The sequence below is a fragment of the Neoroseomonas eburnea genome (assembly GCF_018129005.1).
Lineage (GTDB): Bacteria > Pseudomonadota > Alphaproteobacteria > Acetobacterales > Acetobacteraceae > Neoroseomonas > Neoroseomonas eburnea.
Window position 1 is genome coordinate 54,782 of record NZ_JAAEDL010000028.1, and the last position, 16,091, is coordinate 70,872.

The following is a 16,091-nucleotide window of genomic DNA, read 5'->3' on the forward strand; positions in this document are numbered from 1 at the left end:
AGGCGGCGGCCGCGTCTCGCCTCTCAGCGCGGGGCTGCGGCGAGGCAACCGCTGCCACTCGGGATGAAGCCGACGGCCCGCCCGTCCATGATCTCGAAGCGGACGGAGCAGCCGGCCTCCGGCCAGGCCACCGCCGGTCCGGCGAGGGGGCCGGCGGCAATGCCCTGGCCGCTCAGCCGCCCGGCGCCCAGGCCGAAGCCGGCGGCCGGGCCGATCGTCGCCGGGGCGGCGACGCCCAGGTCGTCCCAGCGCAGGAAGCGCCGGCCCTCCAGCGTCACATCCGCCGAAGGCGGCCCCAGGCGCTGGACCAGCACCGCCTCCGGCTGGCCGACCAGCGCGTTCATCCGATCCTCGAAGCCGGCCTCCGTGGCGCAGCCCGCCAGCAGGAGGAGCTGGGCCGCACCCCGGCGCATCTCAATGCCCGCCGCCGAGATAGGCGTCGCGCACCTCCGGCATCGCCAGCAATTCCCGCCCCGTGCCGCGCAGGGTGATGCGCCCGTTCACCAGCACGTAGCCGCGATGGGCGAGGCGCAGCGCCTGGTAGGCGTTCTGTTCCACCAGCAGCACGGTCAGCCCCTCGCGCTCGTTGAGGTCGCGGATGGCGGCGAAGATCTGCCGCACGATCAGCGGCGCAAGGCCGAGCGACGGTTCGTCGAGCAGCAGCAGCCGCGGCTTCGACATCAGCGCGCGGCCGATCGCGAGCATCTGCTGCTCGCCGCCCGAGAGCGTGCCGCCGCGCTGGGCCTCGCGTTCCTTCAGGCGGGGAAACAGGGCGAAGACCTGCGCGAGCAGCGGCGCCGGGTCGTGGCCGGCGACCTGCGCGCCCATCAGCAGGTTCTCCATCACTGTCATGCGCGGGAAGACGCGGCGGCCCTCCGGCACCTGCGCCAGGCCCAGGCGCATGATCTCATGCGTCGGCAGGGCGGTGATGTCGCGGCCCTCGAACGCCACGCGGCCGGCGCGGGCGCGGGGGTCGCCGCAGATCGTCATCAGCAGGGTGGACTTGCCGGCGCCGTTGGCGCCGACCAGGGTGACGATCTCCCCCTGGGCGACCTCGATCGAGACGTCGCGCAGCGCCTGCACGGCGCCGTAGGCGGTGGAGACGGTGTCGACGGAGAGCATGGGGGCGCTCATTCCTCGTCGCCCTCCCCGAGATAGGCGGCGATGACGCGGGCATCGGCGCGCACCTCGGCCGGCGGGCCGTCGGCGATCTTCTTGCCGTGGTCGAGCACCACCACGCGGTCGGAGATGCCCATCACCACGCCCATGTCGTGCTCGATCAGCAGCAGGGAGCAGCCGCCGTCGCGGATGCGGCGGAGCAGCCCGGAGAGCTCCTCCGATTCGCGCGGGTTCAGCCCCGCGGCGGGTTCGTCCAGGCAGAGCAGCACCGGGTCGGTGCACATGGCGCGCGCGATTTCGAGCCGGCGCTGCTGGCCATAGGGCAGGGCGCCGGCCGGGTCGTCGGCGCGGTCGATCAGCCCGGTCGCCTCCAGCCAATGCACGGCCTTGGCGATCGCCGCCCTTTCCGCCCGGCGGTAGCCGGGGGCGCCGAGCAGCGCGCCGATGCCGAAGCCGGTCGCCGCCATCAGCGTGGTGTGCTGGGCGACGAGCAGGTTCTCGAGCGCGGTCATGCCCGGGAACAGGCGGATGTTCTGGAAGGTGCGCGCGACGCCCGCGCGGGCGATGCGGTGGCCGGGCAGGCGCTGCAGCTCCACCGGCGCGCTGTCCCGGAACAGGCGAAGCGTGCCCTCGGTCGGGCGGTAGAAGCCGGTGATGCAGTTGAACATCGTCGTCTTGCCGGCGCCGTTGGGGCCGATGATGGCGGTGATGTCCCCGCGCATGGCGGTGAAGGAGACGGCATCGACCGCGGTCAGCCCGCCGAAGCGCATGGTCAGGGTGGCGGCTTCGAGGATCGGTTCGGCCATGGCTCAGCCGCGGCCCTCTGCCACGTGCTCCGCGCCGATCGCCCTGCGCGTGCCGAGGGCGACGGTCGGCGTGCGGCTGCCGACCAGGCCGCGCGGCCGCGCCACCATGATCAGCACCATCGCGCCGCCGAAGACGAGCATGCGGTACTCGTCGAGGTCGCGGAACACCTCGAAGCCGCCGATCATCACCAGCGCCGCGATGGCGATGCCGATCTGGCTGCCCATCCCCCCCAGCACGACGATGGCGAGGATGATGGCGCTCTCGATGAAGGTGAAGCTCTCCGGGCTGATGAAGCCCTGGCGGGTGGCGAAGAAGGACCCGGCGATGCCGGCGAACATGGCGCCGAGGGCGAAGGCGGTCAGCTTGGTCGTGGTGATGTTGATGCCGAGCGCCCGGCAGGCGATCTCGTCCTCCCGCAGGGCTTCCCATGCGCGGCCGAGCGGCTGACGCCGCAGCCTGATGCTGACCCAGTTGGTCAGCAGCGCGAGGGCGAGGATCAGGTAGTAGAGGAAGATCACCCGGTGCACCGGGGAGGGCTCGATCCCGAAGAAGCCCGCGAAGGTGCCGGGTTCCCCCGACATGGAGAAGGGCAGGCCGAAGAAGGTCGGGCGCGGGATGCCGGTGACGCCGTTCGGCCCGCCGGTCAGGCTGACCCAGTTGAGCAGCACGACACGGATGATCTCGCCGAAGGCCAGGGTGACGATCGCCAGGTAGTCGCCGCGCAGCCGCAGCACCGGGAAGCCCAGCAGCACGCCCCAGAAGGCGGCGAGGATTCCGGCGAGCGGCAGGCAGATCCAGAACGACAATCCGAAGATCGTGGCCAGCAGCGCGTAGGCGTAGGCCCCGACGGCGTAGAAGGCGACGTAGCCGAGGTCGAGCAGCCCCGCGAGCCCGACCACGATGTTCAGCCCCCAGCCGAGCATCACGTAGGTGAGCACCAGGATGCCGAGGTCGAGCTCATAGCGTCCGGTGCCGGGGATGAAGGGCAGCAGGACGGCCAGGGCCAGGAGGACCGGGGCGACGAAGGTGCCGGCCTTGCGCAGCAGGGCGGTGCGGGCGGCCGTGGCCGGCTTCGCATCGCCGCGCACCGCGCGCCAGGCGAGCATAAGCAGCCGGCCGGCGAAGGCGAGGCCAACCAGGACCGCGACGTCGCCCCAGCGTTGCCGCAGCACCAAACCGCCATTGGCACCGACGTCTGTGCGCAGCCCGACGATCGGGACGAACAGGCCGAATGCGACCAGCGCGGTGAGGAGCGCATCCTTCAGTGCCGGGACGGCGACCGCGGGGCGTTGCGCCGGCGCGACGGCCGCGGCTGCGCCGCCACTCATACCTTCTCGACCTCGGCCCGGCCGAGCAGGCCGCTCGGCATGAAGATCAGGGTGATCGCAAGGATCGAGAAGGCCGCGACATCCTTGTACTGGACGGAGAAGTAGGCCGACCAGAAGGTTTCTATCAGCCCGATCAGCAGCCCGCCGAGCACCGCGCCGGGCAGCGAGCCGATGCCGCCCAGCACGGCGGCGGTGAAGGCTTTCACCCCGGCGAGGAAGCCGATGTAGAAGTCGATCACGCCGTAGCGCAGCAGGTACATCGCCCCCGCCACCGCCGCGAGCGACGCACCGATCACGAAGGTCAGGCTGATGGTCCGGTCGGTGTCGATGCCGAGCAGCGAGGCCATCCTGCGGTCCTGCTCGCAGGCGCGCATGGCGCGGCCGAGCGGCGTTCGCGTCACCAGCCAGGTGAAGATGGCAAGCACCGCGAGCGTCACCGCGATGATCAGCATCTGCATGTAGGAAAACTGCACCACGAAGGCGTCGGCGCGCAGCACCTCGATGCCGCCGGGCAGCACGGGTTCGAGCGGCTTCACCCGCGCCCCCTGCGCCACCTGCACATAGTTCTGCAGCACGATGGACATGCCGATGGCCGAGATCAGCGGCGCCAGGCGGAAGGACCCGCGCAGCGGCCGGTAGGCGATGCGCTCCACCGTCCAGCCGTAGAGCGCGGTGACGCACATGGAGACGAGCAGGACGATCAGGATCGCCGCCGGCCCTTCCATGATCCCGCCCGAGACCAGCATCACCAGCGAGATCAGCGCGACGAAGGCGCCGATCATGAAGATGTCGCCATGGGCGAAATTGATCATGCCGATGATGCCGTAGACCATGGTGTAGCCCACGGCGATCAGCCCATAGATCATCCCGAGGCTGATCCCGTTGATCAGCTGCTGCAGCGCGTAGGCCACGTAAGCACCCCCTGTCGGCCTCGTGAATGCCCGTCTCCCGGGTTCGACGCTAGGGCAGCGGAGGGATCGCAGGAAGCGGATTCGGCGCCGCGCCGCACCCCGTCTCCGACCCGGCGGGCCTGAAACGGATCACACTCCGATCCGGGACCGTATTGCCTTCCCCGGCGGCGGCTCTAGGACAACACGCCACATTCCTGTCGGAGCCAGCATGATCCGCCGTCTCACCATCGATGTCCCGCGCATCCTCCTCGGGCTGTTGTTCCTGGTCGCCGCCGTGGACGGCTTCACCTGGATGCTGACGGGCCAGCGCCTGATCCACCCGCCGACTTCCGCCGCCGGGCTGCGGTTCGAGGACGGGCTGAAGGAAAGCGGCTTCATCTGGCCGCTGATGAAGACGATCGACCTCGTCGCCGGGCTGTGCCTGCTGTTCAACCGCTTCCCGGCGCTGGCGCTGCTGTTCCTGCTGCCGATCATCACCGTGATCATCCTGTTCCACCTGGTGCTGAACCCGGGCGGAATCCCTGTGGCGGCGGTGCTGGCGGTGCTGACCGGGATGCTGCTGTTCGGCTACCGCGACCGCTATCTGCCGCTGCTGCGGTAGCGCCGGGGCATCAGGGGCGCGTTGCCCAAGGGCAGGGGTGCCACCGCGCGCACCGTTGCACGGGGTCGGTGTGGCGGCTGCCTGCGGGAGAAGATGGTGCCCAGGGGCGGAATCGAACCACCGACACTGCGATTTTCAGTCGCATGCTCTACCAACTGAGCTACCTGGGCCCAGCAGGTTCCTGACGGAACCCGGCGAGGCGGCGGGGAATAGCCGAGGCCGCGGCGCCTGTCCAGCGGGGCTCAGTCGGATTCGTCGTCGGGGCCTGTGGCGTCCTCCGGCGCGCCCGGGATGGCATAGGCGCCGGTGAGCCAGCGCCCGAGATCCGCCTGCGCGCAGCGCGGTGAACAGAAGGGGCGGGACTCCGCGCTCGCCGCGCGGCCGCAGACAGGGCAGCGGGCTGCGGGACGGGGCCTGGGTTCAGTCGCCATGATGGGCCTCCTCGATCTGCGGCTCGGCGGCGAGCGGATCGGGCCGCAGGGAAAGTGGCCTGCCGGCGGTGGCGGCGAAATCCTCGAGCGCGCCCGGCAGGGCCTGGAGCGCGGCCAGCACGGCCGGCCTCGCCCGCAGCGCCAGGGCCTGGCCGGGGCGTGCCGCCGCCTCCCGCGCCGCCTGGCGCAGCGCCGCGAGCCCGCGCGTGAGCGTGGAAGGCGGCCAACCCAACACCTCATGCAGCGGCGGGTGGATCCGGTCGCGCACGATCTCGGCAAGGCCCAGATGGGTGAAGCCGAGCAGCCGTGCCTGCCGGTCCGGCGCCAGCGCGGCGCGCAGCGGCTCCTCCAGCGCGGCGCGGCGCTTCGGCGACAACCCGGCGAAGTCGACCAGGATCGCACCGCCGAGGTTGCGCAGCCGGATCTGGCGGGCGAGCTCGGGCAGCGCCTCCCGGTTCATCGCGACGACCGCGCTGGCGCCGCGCGCGCCGGCCGCGCTGCCGGCATCCATGTCGATCGCGGTCAGCGCCGGAGTCGGGTGGATCAGCAGGCGACCGCCGCCGGCGAGCGGCACCTCCGGCCCGGCCAGCAGGTCGAACTCGGCTTCCAGCGAATCGTCGAAGGCCGGCGCGGCGAGCAGCCGGACGCGCGCACCGAGCGTGCCGCGCAGGCGCGCGGCCAGGGCGGCGGCATCGACCTCGACGCCGGCGCCGGGGTGTCGAGCGGCGAGTCGCAGCGGCGCATCCGGACCGCGTGCGACCAGGCGCGGCGCACCTTCGGGGGCGGCGGCGATTCGCGCCGTCTCCTCTGCCGTCAGCCGGGCCGTCACGCGCGGGCCCTTGCCACCCTGCGCGGCACGGGTGACGCGCAACGGCAGGATCATGCCCTCGGAAACCGCCTCGGCGATCGGGCGGCGCGCGGTGCTGGCCTCGCTCTCGGGCAGGAAGCCGGTCTCGCCGCCGGCCAGCACCACGAAGGCGCCCGCCATGGCCGGTGCCACCGCCGAGACGCGGCCGCGATGCAGGTCGCCCACGCCGTCCGGGCGCGCCGGGCGCTCCACCCAGGCTTCCGCCAGGGTGCCGTCGATCAGCAGGGCCGTGCGGACCTCCCCGGGGGAGGCGCTGACCTTGATCGTCGCGCCGCCAGGCGCGCGGGAGGTCGTCGCGCCGTGAGGCGCGCGGGGGTCTGTCGCGCCGCGAGGCGCGCGGGGGTCTGTCGCGCCGCGAGGCGCGCGGGGGTCTGTCGCGCCGTGAGGCGCGCGGGGGTCTGTCGCGCCGCGAGGCGCGCGGGGGTCTGTCGCGCCGTGAGGCGCGCGGGGCTCTATGGCCGCAGCCATCCGATGCCGCGCAACAGTTGCGCCGTCTCGAACAGCGGCAGGCCGACCACGTTGGAATGGCTGCCGGAGAGGAAGCGCACGAAGGCCTCGGCATGGCCCTGTATGGCGTAGCCGCCGGCCTTGCCGCGCCATTCGCCGATGGCGAGGTAGTCCGCCACCTGCTGCCCGGTCAGGCGCTGGAAGGTGACGGCGGTTTCGACCAGCCGCTTCAGCCGCCGTCCGTCGGGCAGGGCGAGCACCACCGCCGTCATCACCCGATGCTTCCGGCCGGAGATGAGGTCGAGGCAGGCGCGCGCCTGATCCTCCGTCTCCGCCTTGGGCAGGATGCGGCGGCCGACCGCGACGACCGTGTCGGCGGCGAGCACCAGCGCCTCGGGCGCGACCGCCGCGGCGGCCTCGGCCTTCGCCAGCGCGAGCCGCGCGGCATGCGGCCGCGGCAGCTCGCCGCCATAGGGCGTCTCGTCGATCTCGGTGGGAACCACCCGGTCGGGTGTGACCCCGATGCGGGCAAGGAGGTCCAGGCGCCGCGGGCTGGCGCTGGCCAGCACCAGGGGCGGGCGCGGCTCAGGCATGGCGCGCCTTACCGCGGGCGGCCCCGGCGCATGCCGGTCACTTGAAGCGGAAGGTGATGCGGCCCTTGGTCAGGTCGTAGGGCGTCATCTCGACATTCACGCGGTCGCCGGCCAGCACGCGGATGCGGTTCTTGCGCATCTTCCCGCTGGTGTGGGCCAGGACCATGTGGTCGTTGTCCAGCTTCACGCGGAACATGGCGTTGGGGAGGAGTTCAACGACCTGGCCGCTGAACTCGATCATGTCTTCCTTCGACATCGGGCCTCATGCATGGGGCGCGCCGGGCGCGCGTTCAGGCGCGGCGCGAGGACGCGCCGCTGAAAGGAGGGCGGAACATGGTCCTCCAGCCCTGCCGGGTCAAGCGCGGCGCGCCGCCACGCGGCCCCGTCGCCGGCGGCGAAGCGCCCAGCCGGTCCCGGCCAGCACCAGCAGGAAGGCCAGGACCACGCCCACCGGCCGGAGCCAGGTGAGCAGCGGGCGATCGATCGTCGCGCGCGAGGGCGCGTCGCGCCGGTAGCGGACCGCCACCACGCTGCCGACCGGCAGGGAGGGGGTGGCCCGCCAGTCCGATGGCGCGAAGGTCGCCGCCGTGCCTTCCTCGGTCGTGAAGCGGATGGTGGGCGCCCAGAGGGACTCGGCGCGGCCATCGGCGTGCCCCCGGGTCATCTGCCGGTGGCCGGTGACGGTGCCCTCGGCCACGGCCGTCGCGCGCCGGCGGGCGAGTGCCTGCTCGACCTCGTTCGCGGTCACGAAGGCTCCGAGCATCAGCACCAGCGCCCCGCCCGAGCCGGCGAGCAGCGGCAGCGCCCGCCGCGCGCGCCCGGGCGCCAGCAGCGCCCAGCCGAAGGCGAGGAAGATTCCGCCGAAGGGCAGCGTCATCAGCGGCGCGAGGATGATGACAGCGAGGGGCGCGATCTCCGCCTGCTCCGGCGCCGCGGGGTCGTAGCGGACGGAAACGGCATCGCCGGCGGCGAAGCGCTCCCACCCATTGGCATGGCGGGCCGAGGTGCGGATCCCGGCGCCCTCCCGCGTCGTGAAGCGGAGGTCGGCGACGTAGTTGAGCGAGCGGCGGCGGAAGACCTCGCGGACCTTCTCGACCTGCCCTTCGGCGGTCTCGGCCCGCAGCGCGAAGGCCACGGCACCTGCGGCCGCATACAGGCCGACGCCGACCGTGACGGCGCCGAGGATCAGCATCAGCCCGGCAAGGAGCAGGGCCGGCAGTCGCGGGCGATTCATGTCCACAGCCTAGCGTGCTGCCGACGGGGTTCGTTGCATGTCGCGGCGAGCGGCGTGGATCGGCAGACTGCGGAAAGCAAGGGTCGGTGGCCCGGGCAGGACGTCCGCAGGACTTTGGCACCGGGACACCGGACCGCTTCAGCCGTTCTGGCCGAGCCTCAGCGCGACGCTGCGCGCATGGGCGGTCAGGCCCTCGGCCTCCCCCAGCGCCACCGCCGCCGGGCCGACCGCGGCGAGCGCCGTCTCGTCCGCCTCCACCCAGGTGGTGCGCTTGAGGAAGTCGAAGACCGAAAGCCCGGAGGCGAAGCGCGCCGTGCGGCCGGTGGGCAGCACGTGGTTCGGGCCGGCGACGTAGTCGCCCACCGCCTCGGGGCAGAAGCGGCCGAGGAAGGCGGCGCCCGCATGCCGGACCCGCGCCAGCAGGGCGCGGGGATCCGCCACCATGAGCTGCAGGTGCTCGGGCGCCAGGCGATTGGTGAGGTCGACCGCCTCCTCGAGGTCGCGCACCAGGATCACCGCGCCGTGGCGGCGCCAGGATTCGCCGGCGATGGCGGCGCGGGGCAGGTGCCTCAGCTCAGCCTCCACCGCGGCGGCGACGGTATCGGCCAGCGCGGCGTCGGGCGTGATCAGGATGGATTGCGCGCTCTCGTCGTGCTCGGCCTGGGCAAGCAGGTCCACCGCGACATGGCGCGGGTCGTTGGCGGCATCGGCGATCACCACCACCTCCGACGGCCCGGCGATGGAATCGATGCCGACGCGGCCGAAGACCTGGCGCTTGGCCTCCGCCACATAGGCATTGCCCGGGCCGCAGATGCGGTCCACCGGCGCGATGGAGGCGGTGCCCCAGGCCATCGCCGCGATTGCCTGCGCGCCGCCGACGCGGAAGATCTCGGTGACCCCCGCGCGCTTCGCCGCGGCGAGGACCAGCGGGTTCATCTCGCCTTCGGGGGTCGGCACGCACATGGAGATGCGCGGGACGCCGGCCGCGCGCGCCGGGATGGCGTTCATCAGCACCGAGGACGGGTAGGCCGCCTTGCCGCCGGGGACATAGATGCCGACCGCGTCGATCGCCCCCCAGCGCATGCCGAGGGTGAGGCCGGCGGCGTCCTTCATCTCGAGATCGCGCGGAAGCTGCGCGCGGTGGAAGGCCTCGATGCGCTCGGCGGCGAGGTTCAGGGCGGCGCGGCGCTCGGGGTCGATGCTGGCATCCGCGGCCTCGATCTCCTCCGGCGTCACGCGCAGGGCTGCGGCATCGGCCGGGGTCCACTCGTCGAAGCGGGCGGTCAGCTCGATCAGCGTGGCGTCACCGCGGGCACGGACATCGGCGATGATGCCGGCCACCACCTGGTCGACGCGGGCGGTGGTGTCACGGGCTTCGTCGAGCAGGGCGGCGAAGGCGGCGGGGAAATCCGGGGCGGCGGTGTCGAGGCGTTTCATGGTGCGAGAAGGTCGGGGGGAGGGAACTCCCCCCGATCCCCCCTCCTTCTTTGGGATTTGGGGACTGACGGCAGCGGCCGGCGCCAAGAAGACAAAGAAGGGAGGGGGCTCGGGGGAGGTTCTCCTCCCCCGACCTTGTCTTCCTTCGTCACCTGGCGTCCCGCTCCGCCAGCGCGGCGCGGAACCGGGCGACCCAGGCCCCGATCGCCTCCGGCCGCGTCTTCAGCGCGGTGCGGTTGACGACGAGCCGGGAGGTGACGTGCGCGATCACCTCGGTCTCCTGCAGCCCGTTCGCCTTCAGCGTCGACCCGGTCTGCACCAGGTCCACGATCAGCTTCGACAGGCCCATCGAGGGTGCCAGCTCCATCGCGCCGTTCAGGTGCACGATTTCCGCCTGCACGCCGCGCGCGGCGAAGTGGCGCTGGGCGATGCTGGGGTATTTCGTCGCCACCGTGACGCGGGACCAGCGGGAGGGGTCGTCCTCCTGCGCCTGGACCGGCTCCGCCACCGAGACGCGGCAGCGGCCGATGCCGAGGTCGAGCGGCGCGTAGATTTCCGGGTAGTCGAATTCCATCAGCACGTCGGCGCCGCAGACGCCGATCTGCGCCGCACCGTGCGCGACGAAGGTCGCGACGTCGAAGGAGCGCACGCGGATGACGTCGAGCGCCGGGTCCTCGGTGGGGAAGCGCAGGCGGCGGCTGCTCTCGTCCGCGTAGTCGGAGGCTGGGTGGATGCCGGCGCGCGCCAGCACGGGCGCGAGTTCCGACAGGATGCGACCCTTCGGCAGGGCCAGCACGATCGGGCCGGCATCCTCGGGCGTCGCGGGGGATAGCGGGGTGGGGATCGGGTGGTCCATGTCGGAGGCTACACCAGGGTCGCCGGAGTCGGTGTCATCGCAAATTCGTTTCAGCCCGGCAGCCGTTCGATGTCAGCACCGACGGCGGCGAGCTTCGCCTCCACCCGCTCATAGCCGCGGTCGAGGTGGTAGACGCGGTTGACGATCGTCTCCCCCTCGGCGGCGAGCCCCGCGAGGATCAACGAGACCGAGGCGCGCAGGTCGGTCGCCATGACCGGCGCCCCGGAGAGCTTCGGTACCCCGCGCACGATGGCCGAGGCCCCATGGAAGTTGATGCGCGCGCCCATGCGGGAGAGTTCGGGCACGTGCATGAAGCGGTTCTCGAAGATCGTCTCGGTGATCATCGCCGCCCCTTCGGCCACGCACATCAGGGCCATGAACTGCGCCTGCATGTCGGTGGCGAAGCCGGGGAAGGGCTCGGTCATCACGTCGGTGCCGCGCAGGCCGTTCAGGCGGGAGACCTTCAGCCCGCCATCGGCCTCGGCCACGTCCACCCCGGCATCGCGCAGGATGCGGACGACGGCGCCGAGATGGTCGAGCCGCGCCCCGCCGAGCAGCACCTGCCCGCCGGTGATGGCCGCGGCGCAGGCGTAGGTGCCGGCCTCGATGCGGTCGGGGATGATGGGGTGGACCGCGGCGCCGAGGCTCGGCACGCCTTCGACCACCAGGCGGTCGGTGCCCAGGCCCTCGATCCGCGCGCCCATGCGCATCAGGCAGGCGGCGAGGTCGGAGATCTCGGGCTCGCGGGCGGCGTTGACGATCTCCGAAGTGCCCTTGGCGAGGGCGGCGGCCATCAGGATGTTCTCGGTCGCCCCCACCGAGACCTGCGGGAAGATGATGCGGGCGCCCTTGAGGCCGCCGGGCGCGCGGGCCTCGATGTAGCCCGCGGTGATCTCCATCTCGGCGCCCATCTGCTCGAGCGCCTTGAGGTGAAGGTCGACCGGCCGCGTGCCGATGGCGCAGCCGCCGGGCAGGGAGACGCGCGCCTGGCCGTAGCGCGCCAGGAGCGGGCCGAGCACGAGCACCGAGGCACGCATCTTGCGCACCAGGTCGTAGGGCGCCTCGAGGTTGGTCGCCGCCCCGGACATGGTGATGGTGCGGGCCTGCTTGTCACGCTCGACCCTGAGCCCGTGCTGCGCCAGCAGGCCGGACATGGTGGTGACGTCGGCGAGGTCCGGCGCATTGGTCAGCGTCAGCGGCCCGTCCGAGAGCAGGGCCGTCGCCATCAGCGGCAGGGCGGCGTTCTTCGCCCCGGAGATCGGGATGATGCCCGTGAGCGAGCGGCCACCGCGGATGCGGATGCGGTCCATGTCAGAGCCTCGGCAGCGCGACGCCGCGCTGTCCCATGTATTTGCCCCGGCGGTCGGCGTAGCTGACCTCGGGCGGTGCCTCCCCCTTCAGGAAGAGGAACTGGCACACGCCTTCATTCGCGTAGACCTTGGCGGGCAGCGGGGTGGTGTTGCTGATCTCGATCGTCACCTGGCCTTCCCATTCCGGTTCCAGCGGGGTGACGTTCACGATCAGCCCGCAGCGTGCATAGGTGGACTTGCCGAGGCAGATCACCAGCACGTCGCGCGGGATGCGGAAGTACTCCACCGTATGGGTCAGCACGAAGGAATTGGGCGGGATGATGCAGACCGGGCCGCGGCGGGTGACGAAGCCGTCCTCGCTGAAGGCCTTGGGGTCCACCACCGCGTTGTCGACATTGGTGAAGATCTTGAACTCGTCGGCCGCCCGCGCGTCGTAGCCGTAGGAGGAAAGGCCGTAGGAAATCACGCCCTCGCGGCGCTGCGCCTCGACGAAGGGCTCGATCATGCCGTGATCGGCCGCCATGCGGCGGATCCAGCTGTCGGGCATGATGGGCATGGGTGATCGCCTGGCCTGCGGCTGAAGGGCGGGCTGGCGAGGGCCCGGCGCTGCGCGGCCCCCGGGTGCCCCGGGGCGGGTCGATTACCCCATGGACTTGGGCGGGGCAACCTCGGGCGGGGTGGCCGGCTGGTCCGCGGCCGTTTCGCGCGCCCGGGCCTGCGCCTTGCGCCGCTTCAGGTTCTCCCGCAGCGCGGCGGCGAGGCGCGCCGCGCGGTCATCGGTCCTCGGAGGGGAAGGTGGAGGGGAGCCACGCTCGGTCATGGCGGGAAGATGGGGGCGACGCCGCCCGGCCGGCAAGACGGAAGCAGAAAGATCGGCTGGTCGAGCGGGTGTGACAACCCGAGCGCGCACTGATCAGACTACATGTAACTGGCAAGAGCATCATGTAGTCCAATATCACCGGAAAAGATTTCGATGACCCTGGATCACCAGGAACGCATGTAATGACCCAGGGCTACTTGCCGTCGCCCGAGCCGCGGAGGCCGGCCATGTCCGAACCACCATCGGAGGACACCACGTTCACGGGCCTGTTGCCGACCTCCCTGGTCGTCACGATCCGTGGCGAGCGCCCCGCGGATGAGCTGGAGGCGGGCGAGATCGTCATCGTGCTCGCCCGGGCCGGGTACAGTCCGGTGCAGCGGGTGACCGAAACGATCGTCGACTTGGCGCGCCGGCCTGAGGCGGCGCCGGTGCTGGTCACCGAGGGGGCGCTCGACCGCTTTTCCCCCAGCCGCACCACGGTGCTGGCTCCGCAAAGCCTGCTCGGCCTGGACGACTGGCTGATTCCCGCCGAGGCGCTGGTGAACGGCCGGAGCATCCGGAGGCTGCCGGCATCCGGCCTGGTCCGCTACGTGCAACTCGAAATGGGGCAGCACGACATGATCGTGGCCGACGGGGTGCGGGTCGCGAGCCTGCGGCGCGGGGAGGAACCCTGCCGGCCGCTGCTCGGCCCGGGGCCCACACTCGATGCGCTGCGGGAGCGGATCCTGCGGCGCATCCCCTCGCTCGAGGCGGCGGGGCTGCTGCCGCCTGCCGAACACGGCTGACCCCCGCGGGACAGTTCCGGCCCGCGGGCGCGTGGATGGGGTTGCGCCGGCAGGCTCATCCGCCTAGAGAGGGCGCCGCCTGCGGGCCCGGCGCTGTTGTAGCTCAGTGGTAGAGCACTCCCTTGGTAAGGGAGAGGTCGAGAGTTCAATCCTCTCCAACAGCACCACGCCGCCCCGCCACACCGGACCGCCTGACCCGGCCGCCCGCTCCGGACCCTTCGACACATGTCCTTCGCCGATCTGCCCGCCCCGCTGCGCGCCGCGCTTGCCGACCGCGGCTATGCCGAGCCCACCCCTGTCCAGGCCGCCGTGCTGCAGCCGGAGGCGGCCGGGCGCGACCTGCTCGTCTCCGCCCAGACCGGCTCGGGCAAGACGGTCGCCTACGGCCTGGCGCTGGCGACGGAGCTGCTGGGCGATTCGTCCCGCCTGGCGCCGCCCGGCCCGCCGCTGGCCCTCATCGTCGCGCCGACGCGCGAACTCGCGCTGCAGGTGAAGGCGGAGCTGACCTGGCTCTACGCGCCGGCCGGCGGACGCGTCGTCTCCTGCGTCGGCGGCATGGATCCGGTGGCGGAGCGGCGGCAGCTCGCCCAGGGCGCGCATCTCGTCGTCGGCACGCCGGGGCGCCTGCGGGACCATCTGGAACGCGGCAACCTCGCCCCCGCATCGCTGCGCGCCGTCGTGCTCGACGAAGCGGACGAGATGCTCGACCTCGGCTTCAAGGAGGAACTCGAGGCGATCCTCGAGGAGACGCCGGCGGAGCGACGGACGCTGATGTTCTCGGCCACCGTTCCGCGCGGCATTGCGGCGCTGGCCAAGGGCTACCAGCGCGACGCGCTGCGCATCGAGGCGACGACGCAGGGCGAGCAGCACGGCGACATCGAGTACCGCGCCGCCCTGGTCGCGCCATATGAGCTGGAACGCGCGGTGGTGAACGTGCTGAGGCTCGAGGATCCGCGCATCGCCATGGTGTTCTGCGCGACGCGCGCGACCGTGGCGCGGCTGCACGGCAATCTCTCGGAACGCGGCTTCTCCGCCGTCGCGCTGTCGGGGGAACTGTCCCAGGCCGAACGCAACCGCGCCCTGCAGAACCTGCGCGACGGCCGCGCCAGGGTCTGCGTCGCGACGGATGTCGCCGCGCGCGGCATCGACCTGCCGGATCTCGGCCTGGTCATCCATGCGGAGCTGCCGCGGGATCCGGAGACGCTGCTCCATCGCAGCGGCCGCACCGGCCGTGCCGGGCGGAAGGGCGTCAGCGTCCTGCTCGTGCCCCATACCCGGCGGGCGCTCGGCGAACGCCTGCTCGCCGCCGCGCGGGTCAAGGCGGCCTGGGGGCCGGCGCCCTCGGCCGAGGCGATTCGCGCGAGGGACGCCGAGCGCCTGGCCGAACAGGCCCGCGCCCTCGCAGCCGAGGAGCCGGCGGAGGAGGATCTCGCGGTCGCGCGGACGCTGCTCGCCGATCCGGCGCTTGCCGCGCAGGGCGCGGAAGGCCTGGCGGCCGCGCTGGTGCGCGTGCTGCGCGCCCCGCTGCCGGCACCGGAGGAATTGTCGGAGATCACCGCCCGCCCGCCGCGGCGCGAAGCGCCGGCACCGCGCGCGGCGGGCGGTCAGGACGGCGGTCAGGAAGGCATCTGGTTCCGCATGGATGTCGGCCGCAACGGCAATGCCGATCCGCGCTGGCTGCTGCCCTTCCTCTGCCGCCGCGGGCATGTGACGCGGCAGGAGATCGGCCGCATCCGCATCCTCGGACGGGAGACGCAGTTCGAGGTCGCCCCCTATGCCGCCGCCCGCTTCGCCGCCGCCGCGCGCCGTGCGGAGGGGGAGGATGCGCATATCCGCGTCGAGCCGATGCAGCCCGTGAAGGGGCCGCCGCGGCGCCCGCGGCGCTGAGGTCCGCTTCTCGAGAAGGGGCCGCCTTCCGCAGCGGTCAACGGCACATCGGCGCAAGGCGGCGGCCAGCTGATCGGCCGCGCGCCGACGATCAAGCCATTGCCGCGCAGTCGGAATCACCAGTCGCAGAGCCGGCGCCCGGTGCGGTTGTGGGCCAGGATGGCGCGTGCCGTCGGCTCCGTCAGGTGGTCGGCCTCGGCGACCAGGATCGGCCGCCAGGGGCCGCAGGCGTCACGGCCTGCGCCAGTCCCGGCGCAGCTCGCCAGCGGGATCGCCAGCGCGATCCACGGCACGGTCCACTTCATCGCGTGTCTCCCTCGCGCGCAGGGCGCGCTGCATCGTCTCGGCTTCGGAATGCGTCCGCCCGTCGCGGCGGCCGGTGACGTAGGCGGCGAGCAGCAGGGCGAGCGCCGCCCCCACCGCCGCCAGCCAGCCGGAAGCGCGCGCCCAGGCGCCGGCGAGCAGGCCCGCAAGCGTGCTCATGCCGCCCGCCGGCTGCGTTGCCAGATGAACCAGCCGGCGACCGCCACGATCAGCGCGGCCGCCAGCCACGGCCCGAGGGCGCGGGCGAGCTCGGTCGCCGCGCCGAGATGCGGCGCGAGCTCGGCCGCGGCCTGCGCGACCGCGACGCCGCCATCCCCCGCCGCCGCGGTGCCG

General features: G+C 72.6%; 18 protein-coding genes and 2 tRNA genes. 4 read left to right on the forward strand and 16 right to left on the reverse strand.

Features of this window, described 5'->3' with window-relative positions; translation table 11 throughout:
* Positions 1 to 23: 23 nt before the first annotated feature.
* From GXW74_RS22235 to GXW74_RS22255, 5 genes are read right to left on the reverse strand one after another with little or no spacing between them, the layout of a single operon-like run.
* A complete protein-coding gene (locus GXW74_RS22235) occupies positions 24 to 413 on the reverse strand; it encodes a hypothetical protein (RefSeq protein WP_211848789.1) in 390 nt (129 codons plus the stop codon).
* Between the two features lies 1 nt (position 414).
* Positions 415 to 1,134 carry an ABC transporter ATP-binding protein gene (locus tag GXW74_RS22240; protein WP_408903889.1) on the reverse strand — a complete coding sequence of 240 codons (720 nt, stop codon included), beginning with the start codon at positions 1,132 to 1,134 and terminating at the stop codon, positions 415 to 417.
* Positions 1,131 to 1,925, reverse strand: a complete 795-nt coding sequence (locus GXW74_RS22245) for an ABC transporter ATP-binding protein (RefSeq protein WP_211848790.1) — start codon at positions 1,923 to 1,925, stop codon at positions 1,131 to 1,133. The genes GXW74_RS22240 and GXW74_RS22245 overlap by 4 nt, the downstream gene beginning before the upstream one ends.
* 3 nt (positions 1,926 to 1,928) lie before the next feature.
* Positions 1,929 to 3,254, reverse strand: a complete 1,326-nt coding sequence (gene livM, locus GXW74_RS22250) for a high-affinity branched-chain amino acid ABC transporter permease LivM (RefSeq protein ID WP_211848791.1) — start codon at positions 3,252 to 3,254, stop codon at positions 1,929 to 1,931.
* Positions 3,251 to 4,165, reverse strand: a complete 915-nt coding sequence (locus tag GXW74_RS22255; RefSeq protein WP_211848792.1) for an ABC transporter permease subunit — start codon at positions 4,163 to 4,165, stop codon at positions 3,251 to 3,253. The genes livM and GXW74_RS22255 overlap by 4 nt, the downstream gene beginning before the upstream one ends.
* Positions 4,166 to 4,373: 208 nt before the next feature.
* On the opposite strand from GXW74_RS22255, the gene GXW74_RS22260 reads away from it, so the two are divergent.
* A complete protein-coding gene (locus tag GXW74_RS22260) occupies positions 4,374 to 4,766 on the forward strand; it encodes a DoxX family membrane protein (RefSeq protein WP_211848793.1) in 393 nt (130 codons plus the stop codon).
* Positions 4,767 to 4,860: 94 nt separating this feature from the next.
* On the opposite strand, the gene GXW74_RS22265 is transcribed toward GXW74_RS22260, so the two are convergent.
* From GXW74_RS22265 to dcd, 10 genes are all read right to left on the reverse strand, one after another.
* A tRNA-Phe gene (locus GXW74_RS22265) sits at positions 4,861 to 4,936 on the reverse strand.
* A 72-nt stretch (positions 4,937 to 5,008) separates the two neighbouring features.
* Positions 5,009 to 5,197 (reverse strand): DNA gyrase inhibitor YacG, encoded by a 189-nt coding sequence (gene yacG / locus GXW74_RS22270; protein ID WP_211848794.1) that lies wholly within the window; start codon positions 5,195 to 5,197, stop codon positions 5,009 to 5,011.
* Positions 5,187 to 6,257, reverse strand: coding sequence for a ribonuclease E/G (locus tag GXW74_RS22275; RefSeq protein WP_338148305.1), 1,071 nt, complete (start codon positions 6,255 to 6,257; stop codon positions 5,187 to 5,189). The genes yacG and GXW74_RS22275 overlap by 11 nt, the downstream gene beginning before the upstream one ends.
* 260 nt (positions 6,258 to 6,517) lie before the next feature.
* Positions 6,518 to 7,105: a Maf family nucleotide pyrophosphatase gene (locus GXW74_RS22280; RefSeq protein WP_211848796.1), complete on the reverse strand. Its 588-nt coding sequence runs from the start codon at positions 7,103 to 7,105 to the stop codon at positions 6,518 to 6,520.
* A 37-nt stretch (positions 7,106 to 7,142) separates the two neighbouring features.
* The gene (gene infA, locus GXW74_RS22285) at positions 7,143 to 7,361 is read right to left on the reverse strand and encodes a translation initiation factor IF-1 (protein WP_026033499.1); all 219 of its coding nucleotides are present in this window, start codon (positions 7,359 to 7,361) and stop codon (positions 7,143 to 7,145) included.
* A 99-nt stretch (positions 7,362 to 7,460) separates the two neighbouring features.
* Entirely contained in the window at positions 7,461 to 8,339 is an 879-nt protein-coding gene (locus GXW74_RS22290; protein WP_211848797.1) for a DUF3592 domain-containing protein, read from the reverse strand.
* A 138-nt stretch (positions 8,340 to 8,477) separates the two neighbouring features.
* Entirely contained in the window at positions 8,478 to 9,776 is a 1,299-nt protein-coding gene (gene hisD, locus GXW74_RS22295) for a histidinol dehydrogenase (protein WP_211848798.1), read from the reverse strand.
* 148 nt (positions 9,777 to 9,924) lie between these two features.
* Positions 9,925 to 10,632 (reverse strand): ATP phosphoribosyltransferase, encoded by a 708-nt coding sequence (gene hisG / locus GXW74_RS22300; RefSeq protein WP_211848799.1) that lies wholly within the window; start codon positions 10,630 to 10,632, stop codon positions 9,925 to 9,927.
* A gap of 50 nt (positions 10,633 to 10,682) precedes the next feature.
* The gene (murA, locus tag GXW74_RS22305; protein ID WP_211848800.1) at positions 10,683 to 11,942 is read right to left on the reverse strand and encodes a UDP-N-acetylglucosamine 1-carboxyvinyltransferase; all 1,260 of its coding nucleotides are present in this window, start codon (positions 11,940 to 11,942) and stop codon (positions 10,683 to 10,685) included.
* A gap of 1 nt (position 11,943) precedes the next feature.
* Positions 11,944 to 12,498 carry a dCTP deaminase gene (gene dcd / locus GXW74_RS22310; RefSeq protein WP_211848801.1) on the reverse strand — a complete coding sequence of 185 codons (555 nt, stop codon included), beginning with the start codon at positions 12,496 to 12,498 and terminating at the stop codon, positions 11,944 to 11,946.
* 446 nt (positions 12,499 to 12,944) lie between these two features.
* Here dcd and GXW74_RS22315 point away from each other — a divergent pair, with 446 nt between their 5' ends.
* The 3 genes from GXW74_RS22315 to GXW74_RS22325 all read left to right on the forward strand — a co-directional run bounded on the left by GXW74_RS22315 (position 12,945) and on the right by GXW74_RS22325 (position 15,434).
* A complete protein-coding gene (locus tag GXW74_RS22315) occupies positions 12,945 to 13,547 on the forward strand; it encodes a Hint domain-containing protein (RefSeq protein WP_211848802.1) in 603 nt (200 codons plus the stop codon).
* Between the two features lie 92 nt (positions 13,548 to 13,639).
* A tRNA-Thr gene (locus GXW74_RS22320) sits at positions 13,640 to 13,714 on the forward strand.
* A gap of 58 nt (positions 13,715 to 13,772) precedes the next feature.
* Positions 13,773 to 15,434, forward strand: coding sequence for a DEAD/DEAH box helicase (locus GXW74_RS22325; protein WP_211848803.1), 1,662 nt, complete (start codon positions 13,773 to 13,775; stop codon positions 15,432 to 15,434).
* A gap of 231 nt (positions 15,435 to 15,665) precedes the next feature.
* Here GXW74_RS22325 and GXW74_RS22330 read toward each other — a convergent pair whose 3' ends face one another.
* A complete protein-coding gene (locus GXW74_RS22330) occupies positions 15,666 to 15,917 on the reverse strand; it encodes a hypothetical protein (protein WP_211848804.1) in 252 nt (83 codons plus the stop codon).
* Positions 15,918 to 16,091 lie beyond the last annotated feature (174 nt).

Excerpts from the sequence above, each read along its gene's own strand:
- GXW74_RS22325 (WP_211848803.1), top strand. The coding sequence starts at position 13,773 with ATGTCCTTCGCCGATCTGCCCGCCCCGCTGCGCGCCGCGCTTGCCGAC.
- hisD (WP_211848798.1), bottom strand. The coding sequence starts at position 9,776 with ATGAAACGCCTCGACACCGCCGCCCCGGATTTCCCCGCCGCCTTCGCC.
- GXW74_RS22235 (WP_211848789.1), bottom strand. The coding sequence starts at position 413 with ATGCGCCGGGGTGCGGCCCAGCTCCTCCTGCTGGCGGGCTGCGCCACG.
- GXW74_RS22240 (WP_408903889.1), bottom strand. The coding sequence starts at position 1,134 with ATGAGCGCCCCCATGCTCTCCGTCGACACCGTCTCCACCGCCTACGGC.
- livM (WP_211848791.1), bottom strand. The coding sequence starts at position 3,254 with ATGAGTGGCGGCGCAGCCGCGGCCGTCGCGCCGGCGCAACGCCCCGCG.
- GXW74_RS22290 (WP_211848797.1), bottom strand. The coding sequence starts at position 8,339 with ATGAATCGCCCGCGACTGCCGGCCCTGCTCCTTGCCGGGCTGATGCTG.
- GXW74_RS22280 (WP_211848796.1), bottom strand. The coding sequence starts at position 7,105 with ATGCCTGAGCCGCGCCCGCCCCTGGTGCTGGCCAGCGCCAGCCCGCGG.
- murA (WP_211848800.1), bottom strand. The coding sequence starts at position 11,942 with ATGGACCGCATCCGCATCCGCGGTGGCCGCTCGCTCACGGGCATCATC.
- yacG (WP_211848794.1), bottom strand. The coding sequence starts at position 5,197 with ATGGCGACTGAACCCAGGCCCCGTCCCGCAGCCCGCTGCCCTGTCTGC.
- GXW74_RS22260 (WP_211848793.1), top strand. The coding sequence starts at position 4,374 with ATGATCCGCCGTCTCACCATCGATGTCCCGCGCATCCTCCTCGGGCTG.
- GXW74_RS22330 (WP_211848804.1), bottom strand. The coding sequence starts at position 15,917 with ATGAGCACGCTTGCGGGCCTGCTCGCCGGCGCCTGGGCGCGCGCTTCC.
- infA (WP_026033499.1), bottom strand. The coding sequence starts at position 7,361 with ATGTCGAAGGAAGACATGATCGAGTTCAGCGGCCAGGTCGTTGAACTC.
- dcd (WP_211848801.1), bottom strand. The coding sequence starts at position 12,498 with ATGCCCATCATGCCCGACAGCTGGATCCGCCGCATGGCGGCCGATCAC.
- GXW74_RS22245 (WP_211848790.1), bottom strand. The coding sequence starts at position 1,925 with ATGGCCGAACCGATCCTCGAAGCCGCCACCCTGACCATGCGCTTCGGC.
- GXW74_RS22315 (WP_211848802.1), top strand. The coding sequence starts at position 12,945 with ATGACCCAGGGCTACTTGCCGTCGCCCGAGCCGCGGAGGCCGGCCATG.
- hisG (WP_211848799.1), bottom strand. The coding sequence starts at position 10,632 with ATGGACCACCCGATCCCCACCCCGCTATCCCCCGCGACGCCCGAGGAT.